This is a genomic window from Achromobacter sp. 1011791174 (genome assembly GCF_059760925.1).
In genome coordinates this window covers 46,987-64,950 of the sequence record NZ_JCBANH010000006.1, presented here as the reverse complement: position 1 = coordinate 64,950, position 17,964 = coordinate 46,987, and the positions used below count along the sequence as shown (strand labels likewise).

Below are 17,964 nucleotides of genomic sequence, written 5' to 3'. Positions count from 1 at the left end.
AAAATCAGGCCACGCGCTCCAGGCGGTATCCGTAGTTGTAGACCGTGGAGACCACATAGCCGTTGCGCGCGCGCAGGCCCAGCGCCGAGCGCAGGTTGCTGATGTACGTGGCCAGGCTGGCGTCGTACTTCCGGTCCACGGTGCCCCAGATGTGCTGGCACAGCGCGTCCTTGGTCAGGATCCGGCCTGGGTTGCGGAACAGCAATGCCGCCAGCTCGAACTCGCGCGCGGGCAGGCTGACGGGCCGCCCTTGCACGGTCAGCCTGCGCGATTGCAGGTCGAACGCATAGGGGCCGACCTGCAGCTCCTGCCCCGGCGCATCGGCATGGCGGGAACGCCTGGCCTGCGCGGCCACGCGCGCCAGCAGCTCGCGCTCGCGCAGCGGCTTGTGCAGGTAATCGTCCGCGCCCGCGTTCAGCGCGGTGACGACGTCGTCCTCGTCGTCGCGCTGCGTCAGCATCAGGATGGGCATGGAGCGGTTCAGATTGGACCGCGCCCAGGACAGCACGGACAGGCCGGACGCGCCGGGCACTTCCCAGTCCAGCAAGGCCGCGTCCACGACCTGGCTGCGCAACAGCGCGATGAAGCTGTCGCCGTCGCCGCGCGCCACCACCTGATGGCCGCGATCGTGCAGCAGCTTGGTGACCCAATCCCGCTGGGCCGGACAGTCCTCGAGAACGGCGACGATCATGCTGCGCCTCCCCGGGTCGTCGCAGGTACTTTGAACATGCGCATGCCTCCGGTCAGTTATGTGTCAGGGACGCATCATTCCATAACAAATTTGCCCACCCAATCAGAAAATTCTCAAAGAAAAGCTGTGGTAGGTTTTGCTAACCAAATTCATTTTCCGTGGCAGAAACCGGCCTCTCAACGCCGCTCGTCGTACAGGAAGATCCAGTCCGCGTAGCGGCTCTTGCCCGCGAAATTCCCCAAGCTGGCGGGGAATCCGTCCTGCTTGAGCGGCTTGCCCGGCGCCTGGCTGTAGACGCCGATGACGCCTCCGTCGGGCCCCTTCACCACGCCCCAATCGGCGCTGCCCGTGAGCGGATCCCGGTACAGGCGGCGCAGATGCCGCAACATGAACGGCACGCGGCTGTCCTTGAGCAAGGCGTCGAGGGATCTTGGAAACGCCGGCGACGGGCCGGCCCGGTAGTAGGATGCGATCGCGCGCTCGAACTGCTGGCCGATGAACAGCAGCTCGGCCTCGCGCGCGCGCTGCTGCTGCATGCTCCAGGGTCGCGCCGTGGCGGCCAGGCCCGCGGCGATGGCGGCCGCCAGCATCAGCACGCCCAGGTACGCCAGGCCGGACTGCGCGCGCGCCGGCGCGCTACCACGCCTCATAGCTGCTTCCGTCCAGGCCCTTGCCCGGCGCGCCGCTCTTCACGTCCGCCACGCCGCCTTCTTCGGCGGCCTGCGTCTTCCAGGAATCGCGCTTGCCCGTCAGCGGGTCCAGCGGCAACTCGCGCAGGTACTTGCCGGACACCAGCTTTTCCAGCCCTTCCGGATTGACGCCATGATCGGCGCGGTAGTCGTCGATGGCCAGCCGGATCGCGCGCAGATTGTGTCGCAGCACCGTCTCTCGCGCGCGGTCGTTGCTCTTGAAGAAAGAAGGCGCCACCAGCGCCGTCAGCACGCCGACGATGGCCATCACGGCCAGCAACTCGATCAGCGTGAAACCGGCGCAGGCGCGCCTACCATTCGTTGTACGGGATGCCATTGGTTCCTTTTCTTTCGCTGCGGGAGCGCAGGTCGAACACGTCGCGGCCGGACGAGAATGACTCGGCCGAACTGTCGTAGCTGCGGGTCTCCCAGGTGTCGGCCGCGTCCGTGCCCTCGCAGGACTCGCACATCGGATCCGCCGGCAGGCGCCGCAGGAAGTACAGCTTTCCCCCGTTCGGATCGGTCTTGTCCGTCACGCCTCGCGTCAGGCTGTCCAGATCCGGCGGATAGCCGCTGCGATCCAGGGACTTGTCGATCTTCCCCTCCAGGCTGGCCGCGTGATAGGCGTCGATCGCATCGCGCACGATGCGCAGGCTGTGCCGCAGGTCCTCTTCCAGATTGCGGCGGCGGACCAGATCGGCGTAGGGCAGCGCCACGCTCAGCAACAGCGCCAGCAGCGTGAGCGCGGCCAGCATTTCGATCAGGGTGAAGCCTTGTTGCCTGCGCATGGACATCCTCAATACGGCGGCGCCAGCGGCGCGTCCAGCCCGGGCCGGGCCGGCGCGGTCGTCAAGGGCAGCACGGTCACGCTGGCTTCGGTGCCGGACGGGAAATAGCTGTTGGACGCCGCCGGCAGCTCTAGCGAACGCTCCACGTGCGGCGTCAGCAGCAGCACGATCTCGGTCGACTCCTCGCTGTCCTTGGTGCTGCCGAACAGGCTGCCCAGCCATTCCAGCGTGCTCAGCCCCGGCAGGCCGCTGGTGTTGCCGGATTGCTTCTGATTGACCAGCCCGGCCAGCACCTGCGTTTCGCCGTCCCTCGCGGTCATGACGGTCTCGGCGTTGCGGGTGCTCATGGGATAGACCACGCCGCCGCCGGCCGTCTTCACCTCGCCCTTCAGGTTGCTGACTTCCATGCTGACCTTGACGGACACGTCGTTACCCAGCGTGACCTGCGGCTCGACCTGCAGGCTCAGGCCGACGTCCTGATAATTCACCGACTCGGTCACCACGCCATTGGCATTGGTGGTGGTCACCACCGGCACCTTCTCGCCGATCTTGATGCTGGCCTTTTCCATGTTGCGCACGCGGATCTTGGGATTGGCGAGCACGCGGGTCTTGCCGCGCTTCTGCAGCAGGTTCAGGGCCATGGACAGCTCATTGCGGCTGGAAACGCCCAGCATGTCGCTGTTCAGGCCAAGGATGTCGCCCACGGTCACCTTGCCGCTCTCGCCCTGAGGCAGGATCGACAGGCGCAGGTCGCTGGGATAGTCCACGCCGACTTCCAGCTCGTCATTGGTGTTCACTTCCAGCACGCGCACATCCATGGTCACTTCCGACTGCGCCAGGTCCAGCGCGGCGACGATGCGCTCGGCCACCGCGATGACCTCGGGCGTATCGCGCACGATCAGCGCGTTGGCGCGTTCATCCAGGTGCACGTTCTTGATCGTGCCCACCTGCCGCAGCGCCGGCACCACCTTGGCGGCCTGGGCATTGCTCAGGTAGAACACGCGCACCATCAGCTCGCGGTATTCCTTGGACTTTTCCGCGCTGGCCGGATAGATCAGCAGGCTGCGCTCGCTCAGCACCTTCTTCTCGAGCTTGCTGGTGCGCAACAGCAGATTGATGGCGTCCTCGGCGGTGGTCTGGTCGGCGATGATGGTGGCCGGCGCTGATGAGGCCACCTCCGGATCCAGCACGAAGTCCACGCCGGCGATCTTCGAAATGGCCTCCAGGATCTGCACCACCGGCTGCGACTTGAAATTCAGCGAGACGGGCTTGCGCAAGGCGTCGGCCAGCCTCGGCCGCGCCGAAGCGCGCTGCGCCTGGGCCCGCATCAGGGTGGCGCGCAGCGCCCTGGCCGGCTCGTAGTCCGGCTGCTCCTGCAGGATGCGGTTGACGACGTCCAGCGCCTCGGTCGGATGGTCGGCCTGTCGCTTGCCGGCCTCGGCCAGGTCCCGCTTGAGCAGCAGGCGGCGCTCCAGCTGCGCCTGCAGCTGGCGGGCGCGCATATTGCCGGGCTGGACGGCCAGCAAGGCGGACAGTTCCGCCTGCGCGCCGGCTTCGTCGCCCGCGGCCATCCGGCCGCGCACGCGCCGCAGCAGGTCCAGCGCGGCCTGCGCGCCATCGCGCGCCAGGTTCTTGTCGTTCTCGATATCGTCGGGCGACTGCTCCTGGCGGGCCAGCGCCTGCGCGTAGCGTCCGGCGGCGTCGGACGCCGGTGCGTCGCCGGCGCCCTGTTTGAACATTCCCGACGCCGAGCAGCCGCTCAGGACGAGACCGAATAGCGCCGCCGTGGCGGCCGATCTGGAAATCATGATGATCCTGTTCCTTGAGGAAATTCGGTAGAGAACGGCAGGTCCACGCTCACCTCCTGGCCGTTCGGCGCCAACAGCACCGCGCGTCCGGGTTCCAGGGACTTCAGGCGGTACCCGTCCCTGGGCGCGCCGCCGGGCCGCAGCGCGGATGGCGCGGCGCAGCGCTGGCACAGCAAATACAGGCGGTCCTCGGAGCGCAACACCACGATCCGCTGCCCCGCTTCGCGCCACTCGCCCACGCGGGCAAACAGCGGCGCGGCGACGGCGTCCGCCGCCGGGGCGGACCAGGACCGCTGCGCGGCGGCGGACGCCGCGTCCGCATCCGCGTCCTGTCCTTGTCCGTCCTGCGCTTCCCGCGTCGCGCGCGACAGCGAGTCCCAGCTTTGCGACGGAAAGATATCGACGTTGCCCGCCCGCGCAATGCCCGCGACACCGCAGGCCGCCAGCAACGCGGCCGCCATGCCCATGCGCGCCCGGCTCATCGCGGCGCTCCCAGCATGCTCAGCTTCATCTTCACCTCGATCAGCCGGTTCTCCGGACGCTGGCGGTCCAGCGCCAGCGTCTCCATGCGCAGCAGCGGCTGCGCGGCCAGCAGTTCCAGCGCCGCGGTCAGGTCCTTGTATGAGCCCACCGCCGACACATCCATCGAGGTGCGCCGCAGGCTGCCGCGCACCGCGTCCTCGCCGCGATAGCGAATGTCGATCAGCAGCAGCCCGGCGCCGCCCAGCTGCTCCATCACGGCGAACTTGCGCTGGTCCAGCGCCATGCGCAACTGCGCGCGCACCTGCTCCATGGCAGCGGCCGGCGCCGACGCGGGCGTGTGGCAGGCCTGCAATTGCGCGATCAGCGCGATGCGCTGGCGGCGCAGCTCGCCCTGCTCGGGCCACAGCACGAAAGCGCCATGAACGGCCAGCACGATGGCGGTGGCCAGCGCGAGCAGGCCGCCCCGGCCCAGCGCCGCGCGCCAGCGTTGCCAATGCCAGCGGCAGCGCGCCAGCAACGGGACATTGCCCAACGCCTCGCGGCGCTTGGCCAACGCAGCCGGCAGGTTCATCGGACCTCCACGAAAATCGATACGACGATGGCCTGATTCGGATCGCCCGGCCGCAGGCCATGGCGCTCGACCACGGCGTAAAAGCCGGGCTGCGCCGCGTTCAGGCGCTGAACGAAGGCGAAGGCCTCTTTCAGGCTGGCGACCAGCATTTCCACGCGTGCGCTTTTTCCGCCCGCCTCCAGCTTCAGCCCGAGCATGGCCACGCGCGGCGACCAGGCCTTCTCGACCGCGCGCAGGATGGCCGGCCGCAGCCGGTCCTCGGCCCGCTGGCGCGACAGCAGGGCCTCGATCTCGCGCTCCTCGGGCGATTGCGCCAGCCTGCGGCGCTGCTCGCGTTCCTGCTGGAGGCGGCGCTGCGCCAGGCTGTCCTCCATGGACGCGACCTCGCGGCGCAGGGCCAGGACGCTCCATTCGCGCCAGGCCGTCAGGCCAACCACGACCAGCAGCAGCAAGCCGGCGACCAGGCAGACGCCATTGAGCCCGGCGCGCCGCGCGAAGTCCGCCATCCCTCTTGCCCGGGCCTTCATGCCGCCACCGCCAGCATGGGATGCGGCGCGCCCAGCCAGCGCGAGGCGTCCGGCAAGGGCAGCGCATCCGGCGCGCACAGGGACGACCAGCGATAGCCGTTCCCGCCCGCGCGGCCGCACAGCAGTTCGGCCGCGGACAACAAGGTCTCCAACGACTGCCCCGGGTCGCGGCGCAGCGTGATCAGATCTTCCCAGCCCTGTGCGGACCGCCACAGGCAGCTCAGCGCACCGGTCTCGGCCAGCACCAGGCCGCCGCTGTCGCGCAGCGCGGCGCGATACCGCGCCAGGCAGGAAGACAGCAGATCGTGGCAGGACCAAAGCCGCCAGCCGGCTGCCGAGGCCATGCCTTCCAGCGCGTCGAGCAGGCCGGCATCGATGCCGAACGCCAGCCGCGCTCGGCCGTGGCGGCCCGCATCCAACCGCAGGCGCAGCGGTCCGGCGACGCCGCGCTCGCGCATCAGCGCCCGCGCATAGGCCTCCCATTGATGATCGCCGCCGCCCAGCGTGACTTGCCAGGGCAGCACCTGCGCATGCGCCCACGGATAGCCGATCCACACGCGCAGCCGGTTGCGCCACGCGCCGCGCCGGCGCCGCGAATCGGCCAACAGTTCGGCGGCCGCGCCGGCGGGATCGCCGCCATGCGGCCGGCTGCGGCCATGCGCCAACGGCGCCGCCGGCGCCAGCAGCGTCACCTTCTCGGCGTCGATCAGCATGGCGCGTTCATTCCATAGCGACGGCACGGCACACCTCCTGATAAGTCGTCAGTCCGCGCGCGACCGCCTCGCCGGCGGCGTCGCGCATCGATTGATAGTCGGCGCAGGCGGCCAGGGCCGCCTGCCTGCGTTCCGGGGACCGCTCCAGCAGCGCGGATTTCATGCGGCTGTCCAGGCGCAACACCTCGGCCAGCGCGATGCGGCCCAGGAAGCCGGTGCCGCGACAGGCCGCGCATGCGGCCGCCGGCGCGACAGACCCGCCGCCGCAATGCGGGCACAGGCGCCGCACCAGCCGCTGCGACACCACGCCGTTGAGCGATTCCAGGAACGTGGCCGCCTCCACGTCCATGTAAAGAAAACGGTCGATCACGCTGAAGGCGTCGTTGGCGTGCACCGAGGACAGCACGCGATGCCCGGTCAGCGCCGACTGCACGGCGATGGCGGCGGTCTCCGCATCGCGGATCTCGCCCACCAGGATCGTGTCCGGGTCGTGGCGCAGGATCGAGCGCAGCCCCCGAGCGAAGGTCAGCCCCTTCTTTTCGTTGACGGGAATCTGCAGCACGCCGGCCATTTCGTATTCCACCGGGTCCTCGATGGTGATGATCTTCTCGTCGCCGGTGTTCAGCTCGGACAGCGCGCCATACAGCGTCGTGGACTTGCCGCTGCCCGTCGGGCCCGTGATCAGCGTCAGGCCATAGGGCAGCTGCGCCAGCGCGCGGATGCGCGCGGCGGTCCGCGCCGGAAAGCCCAGGCCATCCAGGCTCAGGCGTTCGTCCTTCTGCGAGCGGTCCAGCAGACGCAGCACCGCGTTCTCGCCGTGGCTGCCCGGCATGATGGACACGCGGAAATCCACCTCGCGGCCCTGCAGCTCGACCTTGAAGCGTCCATCCTGCGGCACGCGCTTCTCGGCGATGTCCAGGCTGGACAGCACCTTCAGACGCGACATCACCTGGTTCGCGGTGAGCTGGCCGGGCACCTTGCGGATGGTGAGCATCGCGCCGTCGATGCGGTAGCGGATCAGCAGCCCTTCCTCGTCCGACTCCAGGTGGATATCGCTGGCGCGGCTCTGCAGGCCGTCATAGAGCGTCATGTTCACCAGCCGGATCACCGGGCTTTCGTCCTTGGCGAGCGAGGCGATGGAAATCGACTCCACCGCCTTGGCCAGCGTGTCCTCGGCCACGTCCACGGCGACCCCGTCGAGCACGCGCTCGCTGGCCTCGGCCTGCTTGAGCCAGGCATCGACCGCGCCCGGCAGGGCCAGCGCGAACAGCACCGGCCGGCCTTCGAAGCGCGCCTGCAGCCACAAGCGCGCGCGCCGGTCCAGCGGCGCGCCCATGACCGCCAGCAGCTCGCCGTCCCGCTCCACCATCGCCACGCGGCAGTTCAGGGCGTCGGCCAGCGGCAGCACATCGTGCCTGGCGACGGCCCTGTCCCAGTCGGCCGACTCCATGTGCTGCATGCCCAGCGCCATGGCGACCACCGGCAGCAGCTGCGGCGCGCGCGCGAGTTCCTGCTCAAGCAGGCCGGGCCGCGCGATCCACGCCAGCGCCTGCGTCGTCCCGGATGCGGGCATTGGTTCCATCATGTTCATCTCCTGGCCGTAGGGCGCGGACGCCTGTCCGCGCGCGCCTATCCCATGCTGCTGGCCAATTCGAAGATCGGCATGTACAGCAGCACCACGATGGTCCCCACCATTGCGCCGACCACCAGCATCAGCAATGGCTCGAAGACCTTTCCGAAAACCTCGACCGCATGGTCCAGGGTGCTGTCATGAAACAGCGCGATCCGTTCACACATGCCGCCCAGGTCGCCGCTGTGCTCGCCCACCCGCAGCAGGCGCCGCGCCACCGGCGTGGTCAGTCCGTGCGCGGCCAGCGTCTCGCCCACGGCCCTGCCGGCGCGCAACTCGGCCAGAGCCTGCTCCAGCCTCGCGGCCAGCCGTTGCGGCAACAGGCGCTGCGACAGCTCCAGCGCCTGCAGCACCGGCGTGCCACCTTCGACCAGCAACCCCACCGTCCGATAGAAGCGCGCCAACACGAACAGAAAGGCCACATCGCGCAGCTTGGGCAGCCGCCAAAGCTGCGCGGCCAGCGCGGCGCGGATGCGCGCCGTGCGCAGCGCCAGCACGGCCGCCACGATCACGCCGGCAATGCCCGCGCCCAGCGCCATGCCGTGCTCCCGCACCAGCCGCGCCCACCAAAGCAGGGCCTGCGCCGTGGCCGGCAAGGACTGCAGGCTTTCGAACACCACGGCGAAACGCGGGATCACGAAAAACAGCATGAACATCAGGACGCCAAAGCCGACCGCGACCACCGCCGCCGGATACAGCAGCGCGCCCACGACCTTCTTGCGGATGTTCTCGATCCGCAGCTCGTAATGCTGATAACGCCGCAGCGCCTGCGGCAGCTGCCCGCTGCCCTCGGCCGATGCCACGGTGGCCACGAGCAGTTCCGGGAATACGTCCGGCTGCGCCTGCATGGCCTTAGACAGGGGCTGCCCCTGGTACAGCTCCTTGAGCAGATCCGCGAGCACGGTCTGCACCTGGCGGTTGCCCGCGCCAGCCTTGTCGCTCAGGGCCTCCAGCGCTTCGATCAGGGCCAGCCCCGCCTCCAGCAGCGCCGACAGCTCCTGCAGCAACAGGCCCAGCGAGATGCGGCGACGCTTGCCGGCGGCGCCTGCGATGCGCGCGGGCCTGACGCGCTGCACGTCCAGGACCACGCCCTCATCCGGGCCGATCTGCGCGACGGCGGCGTCCTTGCTGCCAGCGCGGCATACGCGCTCGCAGACCTGGTCCCGCCGCAACAGCCGGACCCTGTATTCCCCACCCATGTCAGCCACCCGCCCGACGGCGTCGCTCACGCTCACCCGCCAGTTCCAGGTACAGCGGCCATACCCGTTCGACGTAGCGCGTCCTGGCGGCCTCGCGGTCAGAAGCGCTGCCGGCGTTGTATGCGCCAACGGCGCGCCAGGTGCGGCCATGCCGCCTGATGAAACCGGACAGGATGGACGCGCCCACGTCGATCGACAGGCAGGGCTCGTCCAGCAGGCGCTGGCGCGTGATGCCCTGGCGCGCCAACCTGGGCAGATGCATGCTGTTGATCTGCATCAGGCCGATGTCATGGCTGCCGTCGCGGTTGCGGTTGATGGCCCGGGCATCGAGCGACGACTCCGCGCTGGCGATGGCATAGAGCAGCAAGGGATCGATGCCGTGGCGCTGGCCGGCGGCGCGCCAGCAATCGGGCGCCGCGCTCGCGGCAGAAGCCGACAACAGGCAGGCGACAGCCAGCGCGGCGCGCGCCCTAGAGGCCATAGACCAGTTCCCCATTGCCGCCCGCCCGACCTTCCTCGCCCAGCGAAACGATCTCGGCCTCGCCGCCGCGCCCCGGCACGTTCAGCTGATAGGGCCGCCCCCACGCATCGGCGGGCACGTCCTTCGCCAGGTACGGGCCGTACCAATTCGAGACGCCCTGAGGCGCCTTGACCAGCGCCTGCAATCCCTGGTCGGACGAGGGATAGCTGCCCACGTCCAGCCGGTACTGCACCAGCGCGTCGCCCAGCGTCTTCATCTGCGCCTGGGTGGCGCGCACCTTGGCGCGGTCGACCTGGGAAAAGAGCTTGGGCCCGACGTAGCCCGCCAGCAAGGCGATGATCAGCAAGACCACCAGCAGTTCCAGCAAGGTGAAGCCCTGTTGCGCGGCGCGGCCACGCCGCAGATTGAAAGTCTTCATGATTGCGCTTGGTATCCAAAGAGCGCCGCGCTCGCGGCGGATCCCTCGCGCGGCACGGCGCGCGGGCGGCGGATCGGCGTGCCGCCTTCTGGGAGAGGCCGGCATCTTGGCACCGCGCATGCGCGCCCTCAACGTTTCCAAAACGAATCTAAATTGCGCGGCCCGCCGGCATGGCGCAATCGCGCGTTCGCGTCTTTAGAAAACACTGAGAAGCGTGGCGTCCGCTACGCCGCGCCGCTTCAATGGCGCCTTTTTTTTCGGCGCCGACAGGCGCGCAACCCAGGAACGACGAAGCATGAACCCGTCCATTCATGCCGCCCACGGCGGCTATTCCCGAGCCCAGATCGCCTTGCATTGGCTGAGCGTGGCCCTGATGTGCTCACTGGTGCTGGCCGGCGAACTGCGCCACCTGCTGGTCGAGCATGCCGACATGCGGATGCGGCCGATCATGATCGTGCACATCGGCAGCGGCATGGCGCTGCTGGTCGTGATGCTGATGCGCAGCGCGCTGCGCGCGGGCCGCGCCAAGCCCATCGGCGCGACCACCCTGCAGCAGTGGTGCGCCCACATCGTGCACCTGGCCATGTATGTCTTCGTGCTGGGCGAATGCCTGGCCGGTTGGGTCATCGTCAACGCCAAGGGCCTGGTCATTCCGATGCCCGGCACGGGCTGGGACTTTCCCCGTCTGGTGGACGCCGACCCGCAACTGGTCCGCTACATGGTCCAGGCCCACGAATGGCTGGGCTTCCTGCTCTACGCCCTGCTGGCCGCGCACATCGGCGCCGCGCTGTGGCATCACTGGGTCGTCAAGGACGGCACGCTGGGCCACATGGGCCGTCCGGGCTGGCGCCTGGCGCGGCGCGGACAGCGCTTGCAGAACGCGTCCTGAGCGACGCCCCCGGCACAGGCGCACGCGGTTTTGCGCAAATCCGGAATTCGGGTAGAATTCGCTCCCGCCTTGGTTCTGGTTCATTGACCCAAAAGCCAGGCGCAGGCAACGGCGCGGTCCGCATGACGGCGGCGCCAGCCAAAACGCGGGAGTAGCTCAGTTGGTAGAGCGCAACCTTGCCAAGGTTGAGGTCGCGAGTTCGAGACTCGTCTCCCGCTCCAACATCCGATCCGCAGATTTCCACCGGAGTCTGCGGATCATTGAAAAAAGGGCCTGTCGGCCCTTTTTTCATTTCCGCGCGATCCCTCATCACGCGAGATAAGGCAGCCTCGGCGCGGGCACCCGCTCGTGGATCAGGCCCACACGCTCGACGATCTTCAGGCACGACGCTTCCAGGTGGCGCCGCAACGCCTCCTGCGCCTGCCCCGTCTCGCCGCGAGCCAGCGCTTCCAGCACGTCCAGATGCTCCTGCATGAACGGATCTTCGTTAGGCATGGGCGCGGCAGCGCCCAGCACATGCTTGCTCAGCGTCAGGATGCAGCGCGTGCGCTGCAGGCTTTCGACGATGCTGTCGTTGGGACAACGGCCGATCAGCGCGACATGCAAATCATGTTCCAGCTCGTCCAGCTCGGCCCGGGTCAGGCGCGGATAGCGCGCCTTGGCGCGCCGCAGCCGTTGCGCCATCGCGGCGATGTCTTCGGCGGACACGTCGGCGGCCGCGCCGGCCAGCGCGGCGGGCTCCAGCAGCCAGCGCAGCTGATAAAGGTTGCGGATGCGCCGCTCGTCCAGCGGCGTGACGATCCAGCGCTGGCGCTCGTCCTTGCCCACCAGCCCCAATCCTTCAAGCCGCAACAGCACGTCGCGCGCGGCGGTGCGACCAACCCCGAAGTGCCGCGCCAGCTCGACCTCGTTGAGCCGATAGGCGCCGAACACCGAAAGATGGACCACGTCGTGCTCGACCGCGTGATAGATGTGCTCCCAGCCCTGTGCCTTGCGCACGGGTTCGCTCTCATCGCCCAGCCCCAGCATCCCTGGCGTCAGCGATTGCCGCAAGGGCGTCTCGGACGCGCCGCCCGCCAGCATGCCACGGCCGTCGAACCGCGCAACCAGTCCTTCGCTTTCCAGCTCGCGCAGCGCCTGGCGCACGGGGTTGCGCGTGACGCCCAGCAGTTCGGACAGCGGCCCCTCGAGCAACACCATGCCCGGCGGCAACGCGCCGCTGGCCAGCGCCTGGCGCAACAGGTCCGCGATGCGGGCATAGAGCGGGGTGCTGGCGGGCGTTCCGGGCAAGGAGAATTCGGTGGACATGAACGTATTCGTGGACGGCGTCACGGGAGGTGCATCGCTTATGCGTCAGACCGAATCGTAAGACAAGCACGCACTCGATATGAAGCAGCTAGGGAAAACGATAGCGCTTATTGCCGGCATTGATCGTTTATATTTTTGATCATTGCCGGCAACAACCCTTTATTGAGCACCAGCACGAGCCTTGCGGACGAGGGATCATGGATTACGACTTCGACTTCAGTTTCCTGTCCACGCATTGGGATGCCTTCCTGGCCGGCGCGCGCTCGACGGCGCTCATGTCCCTGGCGACGATCGCGCTGGGATTCCTGGCGGGCGCGGTGCTGGCCGTGATCCGCACGCAAGGGCCGCGCGCGGCGCGCCGGATCGTCACGGCCTACGTGGACGTGATCCGCAACACGCCGCTGGTGATTCAGGCCTTCTGGCTGTTCTTCGGCCTGGCCTCGCTGCAGGTGCGCATTCCGGCGATTGCCGCCGCGGTCATCGCCTTGGTGATCAACGTATCCGCGTACACCACGGAAATCCTGCGGGCGGGCATCGAGTCGATTCCTCGCGGCCAGATCGAGGCCGCGTCCTGTCTGGGCATGAACCGCTGGAAAGTCCTGCGCCTGGTGATCCTGCCCCAGGCGGTGGAACGCATGTATCCGGCGCTGGTCAGCCAATTCGTGCTGATGCTGCTGGCGACCTCGATCATGTCCCAGATCTCCGTCGAGGAACTGACCTCGGCTGGCTACAGCGTCCAATCCGAGACGTTTCGCGGGTTCGAGATCTATCTGGTCGTCGCCCTGGTCTATCTCTGCCTGTCCTGGCTGCTGCGCCTGCTGATGGCCAGCCTGGCCCGCGCGGCGTTCACCCGGCAACGCCGGCTTGGCACGCCGCTGTAGCGCCCCAAGGGCAGTCCCTCCCCCCTCTCTCGGAGTCGGCACATGTTGGGCATTTCCTTCGAACAATTGCGCTTCATCCTCCATGGCGCAGGCTGGACGCTGCTGCTGTCGCTCATCGGCTTCGCCGGCGGCGCGCTGCTGGGACTGCCGCTGGCGCTGTTGCGCAGCCGCGGCGCACGCCTGTGGCGCGCCACGACGGGCGCGCTCATCCAGCTGGTGCAGGGCATTCCGCTGCCCGTCCTGATGTTCCTGTGCTATTTCGGCATCAGCATCGCCGGCTATGACCTGCCCAGCCTGGCGGCGGCGGGCCTGGCGATGACGCTGTATTCGGCCGCGTTCCTGGCGGAGATCTGGAAAGCCTGTATCCAGGCCGTCTCGAAGACGCAGTGGGAAGCCGCCGAATGCCTGGCGTTGCGCCCGCTGCAATGCGTCCGGCATGTGGTGCTGCCGCAGGCGGCGCGCATCGCGGTGGCGCCCACGGTGGGATTCCTGGTGCAGATCGTGAAGAACTCTTCCTACGCGGTGGTGATCGGCTTCTTCGACCTGACCTACTCCGCGCGCGTGGTGAACAACTCGACCTTCGAGCCCTTCGCGGTGTTCAGCATCGCGGCCGTCCTGTACTTCGCCATCTGCTACCCCCTGTCGGTGCTCTCGTACCGGCTCGAGAAACGCCTGCGCCGCGCCTAGGCGACAGGCTGGAAAAAATCAGGAGACAGATTTCATGAGCGACATCGTTTGCTTCAAGCAGGTACGCAAGTCCTTCGGCGATGCCCAGGTGTTGAAGGGCGTCAGCTTTTCCGTCGCCCCCGGCCAGGTCGTGGCGCTGATCGGCCGCAGCGGCTCGGGCAAGACCACGGCGCTGCGCTGTATCAACGGACTGGAAACGATCCAGGACGGCCAGCTGCATGTCTGCGGCCGGGCGCTGGAACGCGGCGGCCATGACCTGCTGGCGCTGCGCCAGGAAGTCGGCATCGTGTTCCAGGCCTACAACCTCTTTCCCCACCTGACCGTGCTGCAGAACGTCAAACTGGCGCCCTGCAAGGTCAAGGGACTGCCGGACGCGCGGGCCGACGCGCTGGCCATGCAGGTCCTGGACAAGGTGGGCATGCGGGACCGCGCCCACTACTACCCGGAGCAACTGTCCGGCGGACAGCAGCAACGCGCGGCGATCGCCCGCTCGCTGGCCATGCAGCCCAAGCTGATGCTGTTCGACGAGGTGACCTCGGCGCTGGATCCTGAACTCACCGGCGAAGTGCTGCGCGTGATCGAATCGCTCGCCGCCGAGGGCATGACCATGGTGCTCGTGACCCACGAAATGGCGTTCGCCAGATCGGTGGCCGATCAGATCCTGTTCATGCATGACGGCGTCGTCTGGGAACACGGAGACGGCCGCATGCTCGACCAGCCCTGCACCCCCGAATTGCGGCAGTTCATTTCCAGCGGCTTGTAGCCCGGTCACGCCGCCTGCTATCCATCCCGCCATCCATAGGGAGAATCCCATGAAAATCCTGTCCCGGCTGCTTTCCGCGCTCGTCGCATCCAGCCTGCTCCTGGCCAGCGCCGGCGCCTGGTCCAACACGCTCGAAACCATCAGGCAACGCCAGAAGATCCTGGTCGGCGTCGACATCAGCGCGCCGCCTTACGGCATGCTAGATGAGCAGGCGCGCCAGACGGGGTCGGACGTCGAAGCGGCGCGGTTGCTCGCCAAGGATCTGGGCGTGGCCCTGGAGATCGTGCCGGTGAACGGCCCGAACCGGGTGCCCTATCTGCTGAGCCGCAAGGTCGATGTGGTGCTGGCCTCTTTCTCGATCACCGAAGAACGCAAGAAGGTCGTGGCGTACTCGGAGCCCTACGGCGTCGTGCCCGTGTTGGTGGCCGGCCCCGCGTCGGTTTCCGTCGCCAGCTTCGCCGACCTGCGCGGCAAGACCATCGCGGTGACGCGCGGCACCACCAGCGACCAGGAACTGAGCCGCGGACTGAAGGATGTGCCCGGCGCGAGAATCGTCCGCTACGAGGACGACGCCACCACCAATACCGCCGTCGCCACGGGCCAGCAGGACTTCCTGGTCGGCGCGCCCAGCGTGCTGCTCGCGATCAGGCAGGCCAATCCGGCGCGGGACATCGTGCCCAAGTTCACCGCCACGGCCTATCCCTATGCGGTGGGGCTGCGCAAGAACGAACCCGAGCTGAAGGCCTGGCTGGACGACTGGGTGGCCGCGAACCTGAAGAACGGCGCGTTCAACGAGATCTATCAACGCTACTTCGGCATGCCCTTGCCTGCGGACATGCAGCGCTGAGTCACCCGGGGAAACACAACATGCCCAGCAACGATATCGCCCCCTTGAAACCGGCTCGCGTCATCCGCCTGCATCCGCGCGACGACGTGGTCGTGGCCCTGGACCAGTTGATCGCGGGCGTCTACGTCGCCAGCGAAGCGGTGACCGTTTCCGGATTGGTTCCGCCCGGCCACAAGATGGCGACGCGGACGCTGGCCGCCGGCGAGCCGGTCCGGCGCTATGGCCAGATCATCGGCTTCGCCAGCCAGCCGATCAGTCCGGGGCAGCACGTACACAGCCACAATTTGAGCATCGGCGATTTCGTGCGCGACTATGCCCACTCGGCGGAAGCGCGCGCCACGACGATGGCGGCCGAGCCCGCCACGTTCCTGGGCATTCCCCGGGCCGACGGCAGGATCGCCACGCGCAACTACATCGGCATCCTGACCAGCGTGAATTGCTCGGCCACGGTGGCCCGCGCGATCGCCGATCACTTCCGGCGCGACATCCATCCCGAGGCCCTGGCCGACTACCCCCATGTCGATGGCGTGGTCGCGCTGACCCATCACAGCGGCTGTGCGATGGACGCGGAGGGCGACGGCCTGAAGATGCTCCAGCGCACGCTGGGCGGCTATGCCTGCCACCCCAACTTCGCCGGCGTGCTGATCATCGGGCTGGGTTGCGAAACCAATCAGATCCCGCGCCTGCTGGCCACGCAGGGCCTCGCCGAGAGTCCCGGCCTGCGGACCTTCACCATCCAGGACAGCGGGGGCACCGTCCACACGATCCGCAAGGGAATCGAGCTGATCCGAGACATGCTGCCCCAAGCCAACGCCGTGCGCCGGCAGGCCGTGCCGGCCAGCCACCTGCGACTGGGCCTGCAATGCGGCGGATCAGACGGCTATTCGGGCATCTCGGCCAACCCGGTCCTGGGCGCGGCGGTGGACCTGCTCGTCCAGCACGGCGGCACGGCGATTCTTTCCGAGACGCCGGAGATCTACGGCGCCGAACACCTGTTGACCCGGCGCGCGCAGACGCCGGACGTCGGACGCAAGCTCCTCGAACGGATCCGTTGGTGGGAGGAATACTGCGCCCGCAACGGCGCCTCGATGGACAACAATCCCTCGTCCGGCAACAAGGCCGGCGGCCTGACCACGGTGCTGGAAAAATCGCTGGGTGGCATCGCCAAGGCCGGCTCCACCAACCTGGTCGAGGTCTACCAATACGCCGAACCCGTGCGCGCGCAGGGCCTGGTCTTCATGGATACGCCGGGCTATGACCCGGTCTCCGCCACCGGCCAGGTCGCGGGCGGCGCCAATCTGATCTGCTTCACCACCGGCCGCGGCTCCGCCTATGGCTGCGCGCCGGCGCCCTCTTTCAAGCTGGCCACCAACACCGCCCTGTGGCGCCGGCAGGCCGACGACATGGACCTGAACTGCGGCGATGTGCTGGACGGCACGCGCGGCATCGCCGAACTGGGCGCGATCCTGTTCGAGCAACTGCTTGCAACCGCTTCCGGCGCGCCGTCGCGCAGCGAGCGCCATGGATATGGGCAACAGGAATTCGTGCCCTGGCAAACCAGCGTGATCACCTGATCCCTCCCATCCTCCTTGATTGGAATCCCATGAGCCTCTCTCACCCTCCCCGCCATCGCGGCCTCTACCCCGTCGTGCCGACGATCTTCAACGAAGACGGCAGCCTGGACCTGGACGGTCAGCGCCGCTGCGTGCAGTTCATGATCGACTCCGGCGTCGATGGCCTGTGTGTGCTGGCGAACTATTCGGAGCAATTCCTGCTGGCCGACGAGGAGCGCGAGATCCTGACGCGGCAGATCCTGCAATGCGTGGACGGCCGCGTGTCGGTCATCGTCACCACCAGCCACTTCAGCTCGACGGTCTGCGTCGAGCGCAGCCGGCGCGCCCAGGACATGGGCGCCGCCATGGTGATGGTCATGCCGCCCTATCATGGCGCGACGTTCCGGGTCGGCGAAGCGCAGATCCACGATTTCTACGCGACCCTGTCCGATGCGCTGCGCATTCCCATCATGATCCAGGACGCGCCCGTGGCGGGAACGCCGATGTCGCCCGCCTTCATGGCGCGCATGGCCCGCGAAATCGAGCAGGTGTCGTATTTCAAGATGGAAACGGCGGGCGCGGCGGCGAAACTGCGCGAGCTCATCCAGCTGGGCGGCGAGGCCATCGAAGGCCCCTGGGACGGCGAGGAAGGCATCACGCTGCTGGCCGACCTGGACGCCGGCGCCACCGGATCCATGACGGGCGGCGGCTACGCCGACGGCATCCGGCCCATCATCGACGCCTATCGGGCGGGGGACCGGGACAAGGCCTATGCGCAGTACCAGGCCTGGCTTCCCCTGATCAACCATGAGAACCGGCAGGCGGGGTTTCTGGCGGCCAAAGCCCTGATGAAGGAAGGCGGCATCATCCGCTGCGACGCGCCCAGGCATCCCTGGCCCGCCCTGCATCCGGAGACACGCCGGGGCCTGTTGGATATCGCCCGGAGGCTAGACCCGCTCGTGCTGCGCTGGGCCTGATAACGGGCCTGGCGAGCGTGGGGATCATCCTGTTGGCGGCTGCCGCGCTCAGGATGACCCG

21 protein-coding genes and 1 tRNA gene are annotated in these 17,964 nt (G+C 68.0%); 8 read left to right on the top strand and 14 right to left on the bottom strand.

The annotated features are described in order from the left end of the window. Positions 1-4: 4 nt before the first annotated feature. The 13 genes from AC6LJ5_RS03775 to gspG form a co-directional block, all read right to left on the bottom strand. The gene (locus AC6LJ5_RS03775) at positions 5-691 is read right to left on the bottom strand and encodes a response regulator transcription factor (protein ID WP_103272831.1); all 687 of its coding nucleotides are present in this window, start codon (positions 689-691) and stop codon (positions 5-7) included. A 176-nt stretch (positions 692-867) separates the two neighbouring features. Further along, positions 868-1,341 (bottom strand): type II secretion system protein, encoded by a 474-nt coding sequence (locus tag AC6LJ5_RS03770; protein WP_498139853.1) that lies wholly within the window; start codon positions 1,339-1,341, stop codon positions 868-870. Then, entirely contained in the window at positions 1,328-1,717 is a 390-nt protein-coding gene (locus AC6LJ5_RS03765) for a type II secretion system protein (RefSeq protein ID WP_103272829.1), read from the bottom strand. Before AC6LJ5_RS03765 ends, AC6LJ5_RS03770 begins: the two co-directional genes overlap by 14 nt. Continuing rightward, positions 1,692-2,168: a type II secretion system protein gene (locus tag AC6LJ5_RS03760; RefSeq protein ID WP_498139852.1), complete on the bottom strand. Its 477-nt coding sequence runs from the start codon at positions 2,166-2,168 to the stop codon at positions 1,692-1,694. The genes AC6LJ5_RS03765 and AC6LJ5_RS03760 overlap by 26 nt, the downstream gene beginning before the upstream one ends. Positions 2,169-2,176: 8 nt before the next feature. Continuing rightward, a complete protein-coding gene (locus AC6LJ5_RS03755; RefSeq protein ID WP_498139851.1) occupies positions 2,177-3,976 on the bottom strand; it encodes a secretin GspD/PilQ domain-containing protein in 1,800 nt (599 codons plus the stop codon). Next, a complete protein-coding gene (locus AC6LJ5_RS03750; RefSeq protein WP_498139850.1) occupies positions 3,973-4,458 on the bottom strand; it encodes a hypothetical protein in 486 nt (161 codons plus the stop codon). The genes AC6LJ5_RS03755 and AC6LJ5_RS03750 overlap by 4 nt, the downstream gene beginning before the upstream one ends. Then, complete coding sequence (locus AC6LJ5_RS03745) at positions 4,455-5,030, bottom strand: hypothetical protein (protein WP_498139849.1); 576 nt, start codon at positions 5,028-5,030, stop codon at positions 4,455-4,457. The genes AC6LJ5_RS03750 and AC6LJ5_RS03745 overlap by 4 nt, the downstream gene beginning before the upstream one ends. Beyond that, positions 5,027-5,536 carry a hypothetical protein gene (locus AC6LJ5_RS03740; protein ID WP_498139848.1) on the bottom strand — a complete coding sequence of 170 codons (510 nt, stop codon included), beginning with the start codon at positions 5,534-5,536 and terminating at the stop codon, positions 5,027-5,029. The genes AC6LJ5_RS03745 and AC6LJ5_RS03740 overlap by 4 nt, the downstream gene beginning before the upstream one ends. 17 nt (positions 5,537-5,553) lie before the next feature. Then, on the bottom strand, positions 5,554-6,297 hold the full coding sequence (locus tag AC6LJ5_RS03735) for a hypothetical protein (RefSeq protein ID WP_498139847.1): 744 nt from the start codon (positions 6,295-6,297) through the stop codon (positions 5,554-5,556). Then, complete coding sequence (locus AC6LJ5_RS03730; RefSeq protein ID WP_392412022.1) at positions 6,278-7,843, bottom strand: GspE/PulE family protein; 1,566 nt, start codon at positions 7,841-7,843, stop codon at positions 6,278-6,280. Before AC6LJ5_RS03730 ends, AC6LJ5_RS03735 begins: the two co-directional genes overlap by 20 nt. Positions 7,844-7,899: 56 nt before the next feature. After that, positions 7,900-9,129, bottom strand: coding sequence for a type II secretion system F family protein (locus AC6LJ5_RS03725; RefSeq protein WP_498139846.1), 1,230 nt, complete (start codon positions 9,127-9,129; stop codon positions 7,900-7,902). Continuing rightward, positions 9,101-9,580, bottom strand: coding sequence for a lytic transglycosylase domain-containing protein (locus AC6LJ5_RS03720; protein ID WP_498139845.1), 480 nt, complete (start codon positions 9,578-9,580; stop codon positions 9,101-9,103). Before AC6LJ5_RS03720 ends, AC6LJ5_RS03725 begins: the two co-directional genes overlap by 29 nt. Next, on the bottom strand, positions 9,570-9,998 hold the full coding sequence (gspG, locus tag AC6LJ5_RS03715) for a type II secretion system major pseudopilin GspG (RefSeq protein WP_392411989.1): 429 nt from the start codon (positions 9,996-9,998) through the stop codon (positions 9,570-9,572). Before gspG ends, AC6LJ5_RS03720 begins: the two co-directional genes overlap by 11 nt. A gap of 295 nt (positions 9,999-10,293) precedes the next feature. Here gspG and AC6LJ5_RS03710 point away from each other — a divergent pair, with 295 nt between their 5' ends. Together AC6LJ5_RS03710 and AC6LJ5_RS03705 are read left to right on the top strand one after the other, a co-directional pair. Beyond that, positions 10,294-10,887 carry a cytochrome b gene (locus AC6LJ5_RS03710; protein WP_392411988.1) on the top strand — a complete coding sequence of 198 codons (594 nt, stop codon included), beginning with the start codon at positions 10,294-10,296 and terminating at the stop codon, positions 10,885-10,887. A 145-nt stretch (positions 10,888-11,032) separates the two neighbouring features. Continuing rightward, positions 11,033-11,108 (top strand) — tRNA-Gly (locus AC6LJ5_RS03705). Between the two features lie 88 nt (positions 11,109-11,196). Here AC6LJ5_RS03705 and AC6LJ5_RS03700 read toward each other — a convergent pair. Continuing rightward, on the bottom strand, positions 11,197-12,195 hold the full coding sequence (locus AC6LJ5_RS03700; RefSeq protein ID WP_392410668.1) for a GntR family transcriptional regulator: 999 nt from the start codon (positions 12,193-12,195) through the stop codon (positions 11,197-11,199). A gap of 197 nt (positions 12,196-12,392) precedes the next feature. On the opposite strand from AC6LJ5_RS03700, the gene AC6LJ5_RS03695 reads away from it, so the two are divergent. The 6 genes from AC6LJ5_RS03695 to AC6LJ5_RS03670 are packed head-to-tail and all read left to right on the top strand — an operon-like array spanning position 12,393 to position 17,903. After that, positions 12,393-13,076 (top strand): amino acid ABC transporter permease, encoded by a 684-nt coding sequence (locus AC6LJ5_RS03695; protein ID WP_392410667.1) that lies wholly within the window; start codon positions 12,393-12,395, stop codon positions 13,074-13,076. A 42-nt stretch (positions 13,077-13,118) separates the two neighbouring features. Next, positions 13,119-13,763 (top strand): amino acid ABC transporter permease, encoded by a 645-nt coding sequence (locus tag AC6LJ5_RS03690; RefSeq protein WP_498139844.1) that lies wholly within the window; start codon positions 13,119-13,121, stop codon positions 13,761-13,763. 34 nt (positions 13,764-13,797) lie between these two features. Next, positions 13,798-14,526 (top strand): amino acid ABC transporter ATP-binding protein, encoded by a 729-nt coding sequence (locus AC6LJ5_RS03685; protein WP_498139843.1) that lies wholly within the window; start codon positions 13,798-13,800, stop codon positions 14,524-14,526. A 49-nt stretch (positions 14,527-14,575) separates the two neighbouring features. Then, complete coding sequence (locus AC6LJ5_RS03680) at positions 14,576-15,373, top strand: transporter substrate-binding domain-containing protein (protein WP_498139842.1); 798 nt, start codon at positions 14,576-14,578, stop codon at positions 15,371-15,373. A gap of 20 nt (positions 15,374-15,393) precedes the next feature. Continuing rightward, the gene (locus AC6LJ5_RS03675; protein WP_498139841.1) at positions 15,394-16,947 is read left to right on the top strand and encodes a UxaA family hydrolase; all 1,554 of its coding nucleotides are present in this window, start codon (positions 15,394-15,396) and stop codon (positions 16,945-16,947) included. A gap of 29 nt (positions 16,948-16,976) precedes the next feature. After that, entirely contained in the window at positions 16,977-17,903 is a 927-nt protein-coding gene (locus tag AC6LJ5_RS03670) for a dihydrodipicolinate synthase family protein (protein ID WP_392410662.1), read from the top strand. The last annotated feature ends 61 nt before the right edge of the window (positions 17,904-17,964 follow it).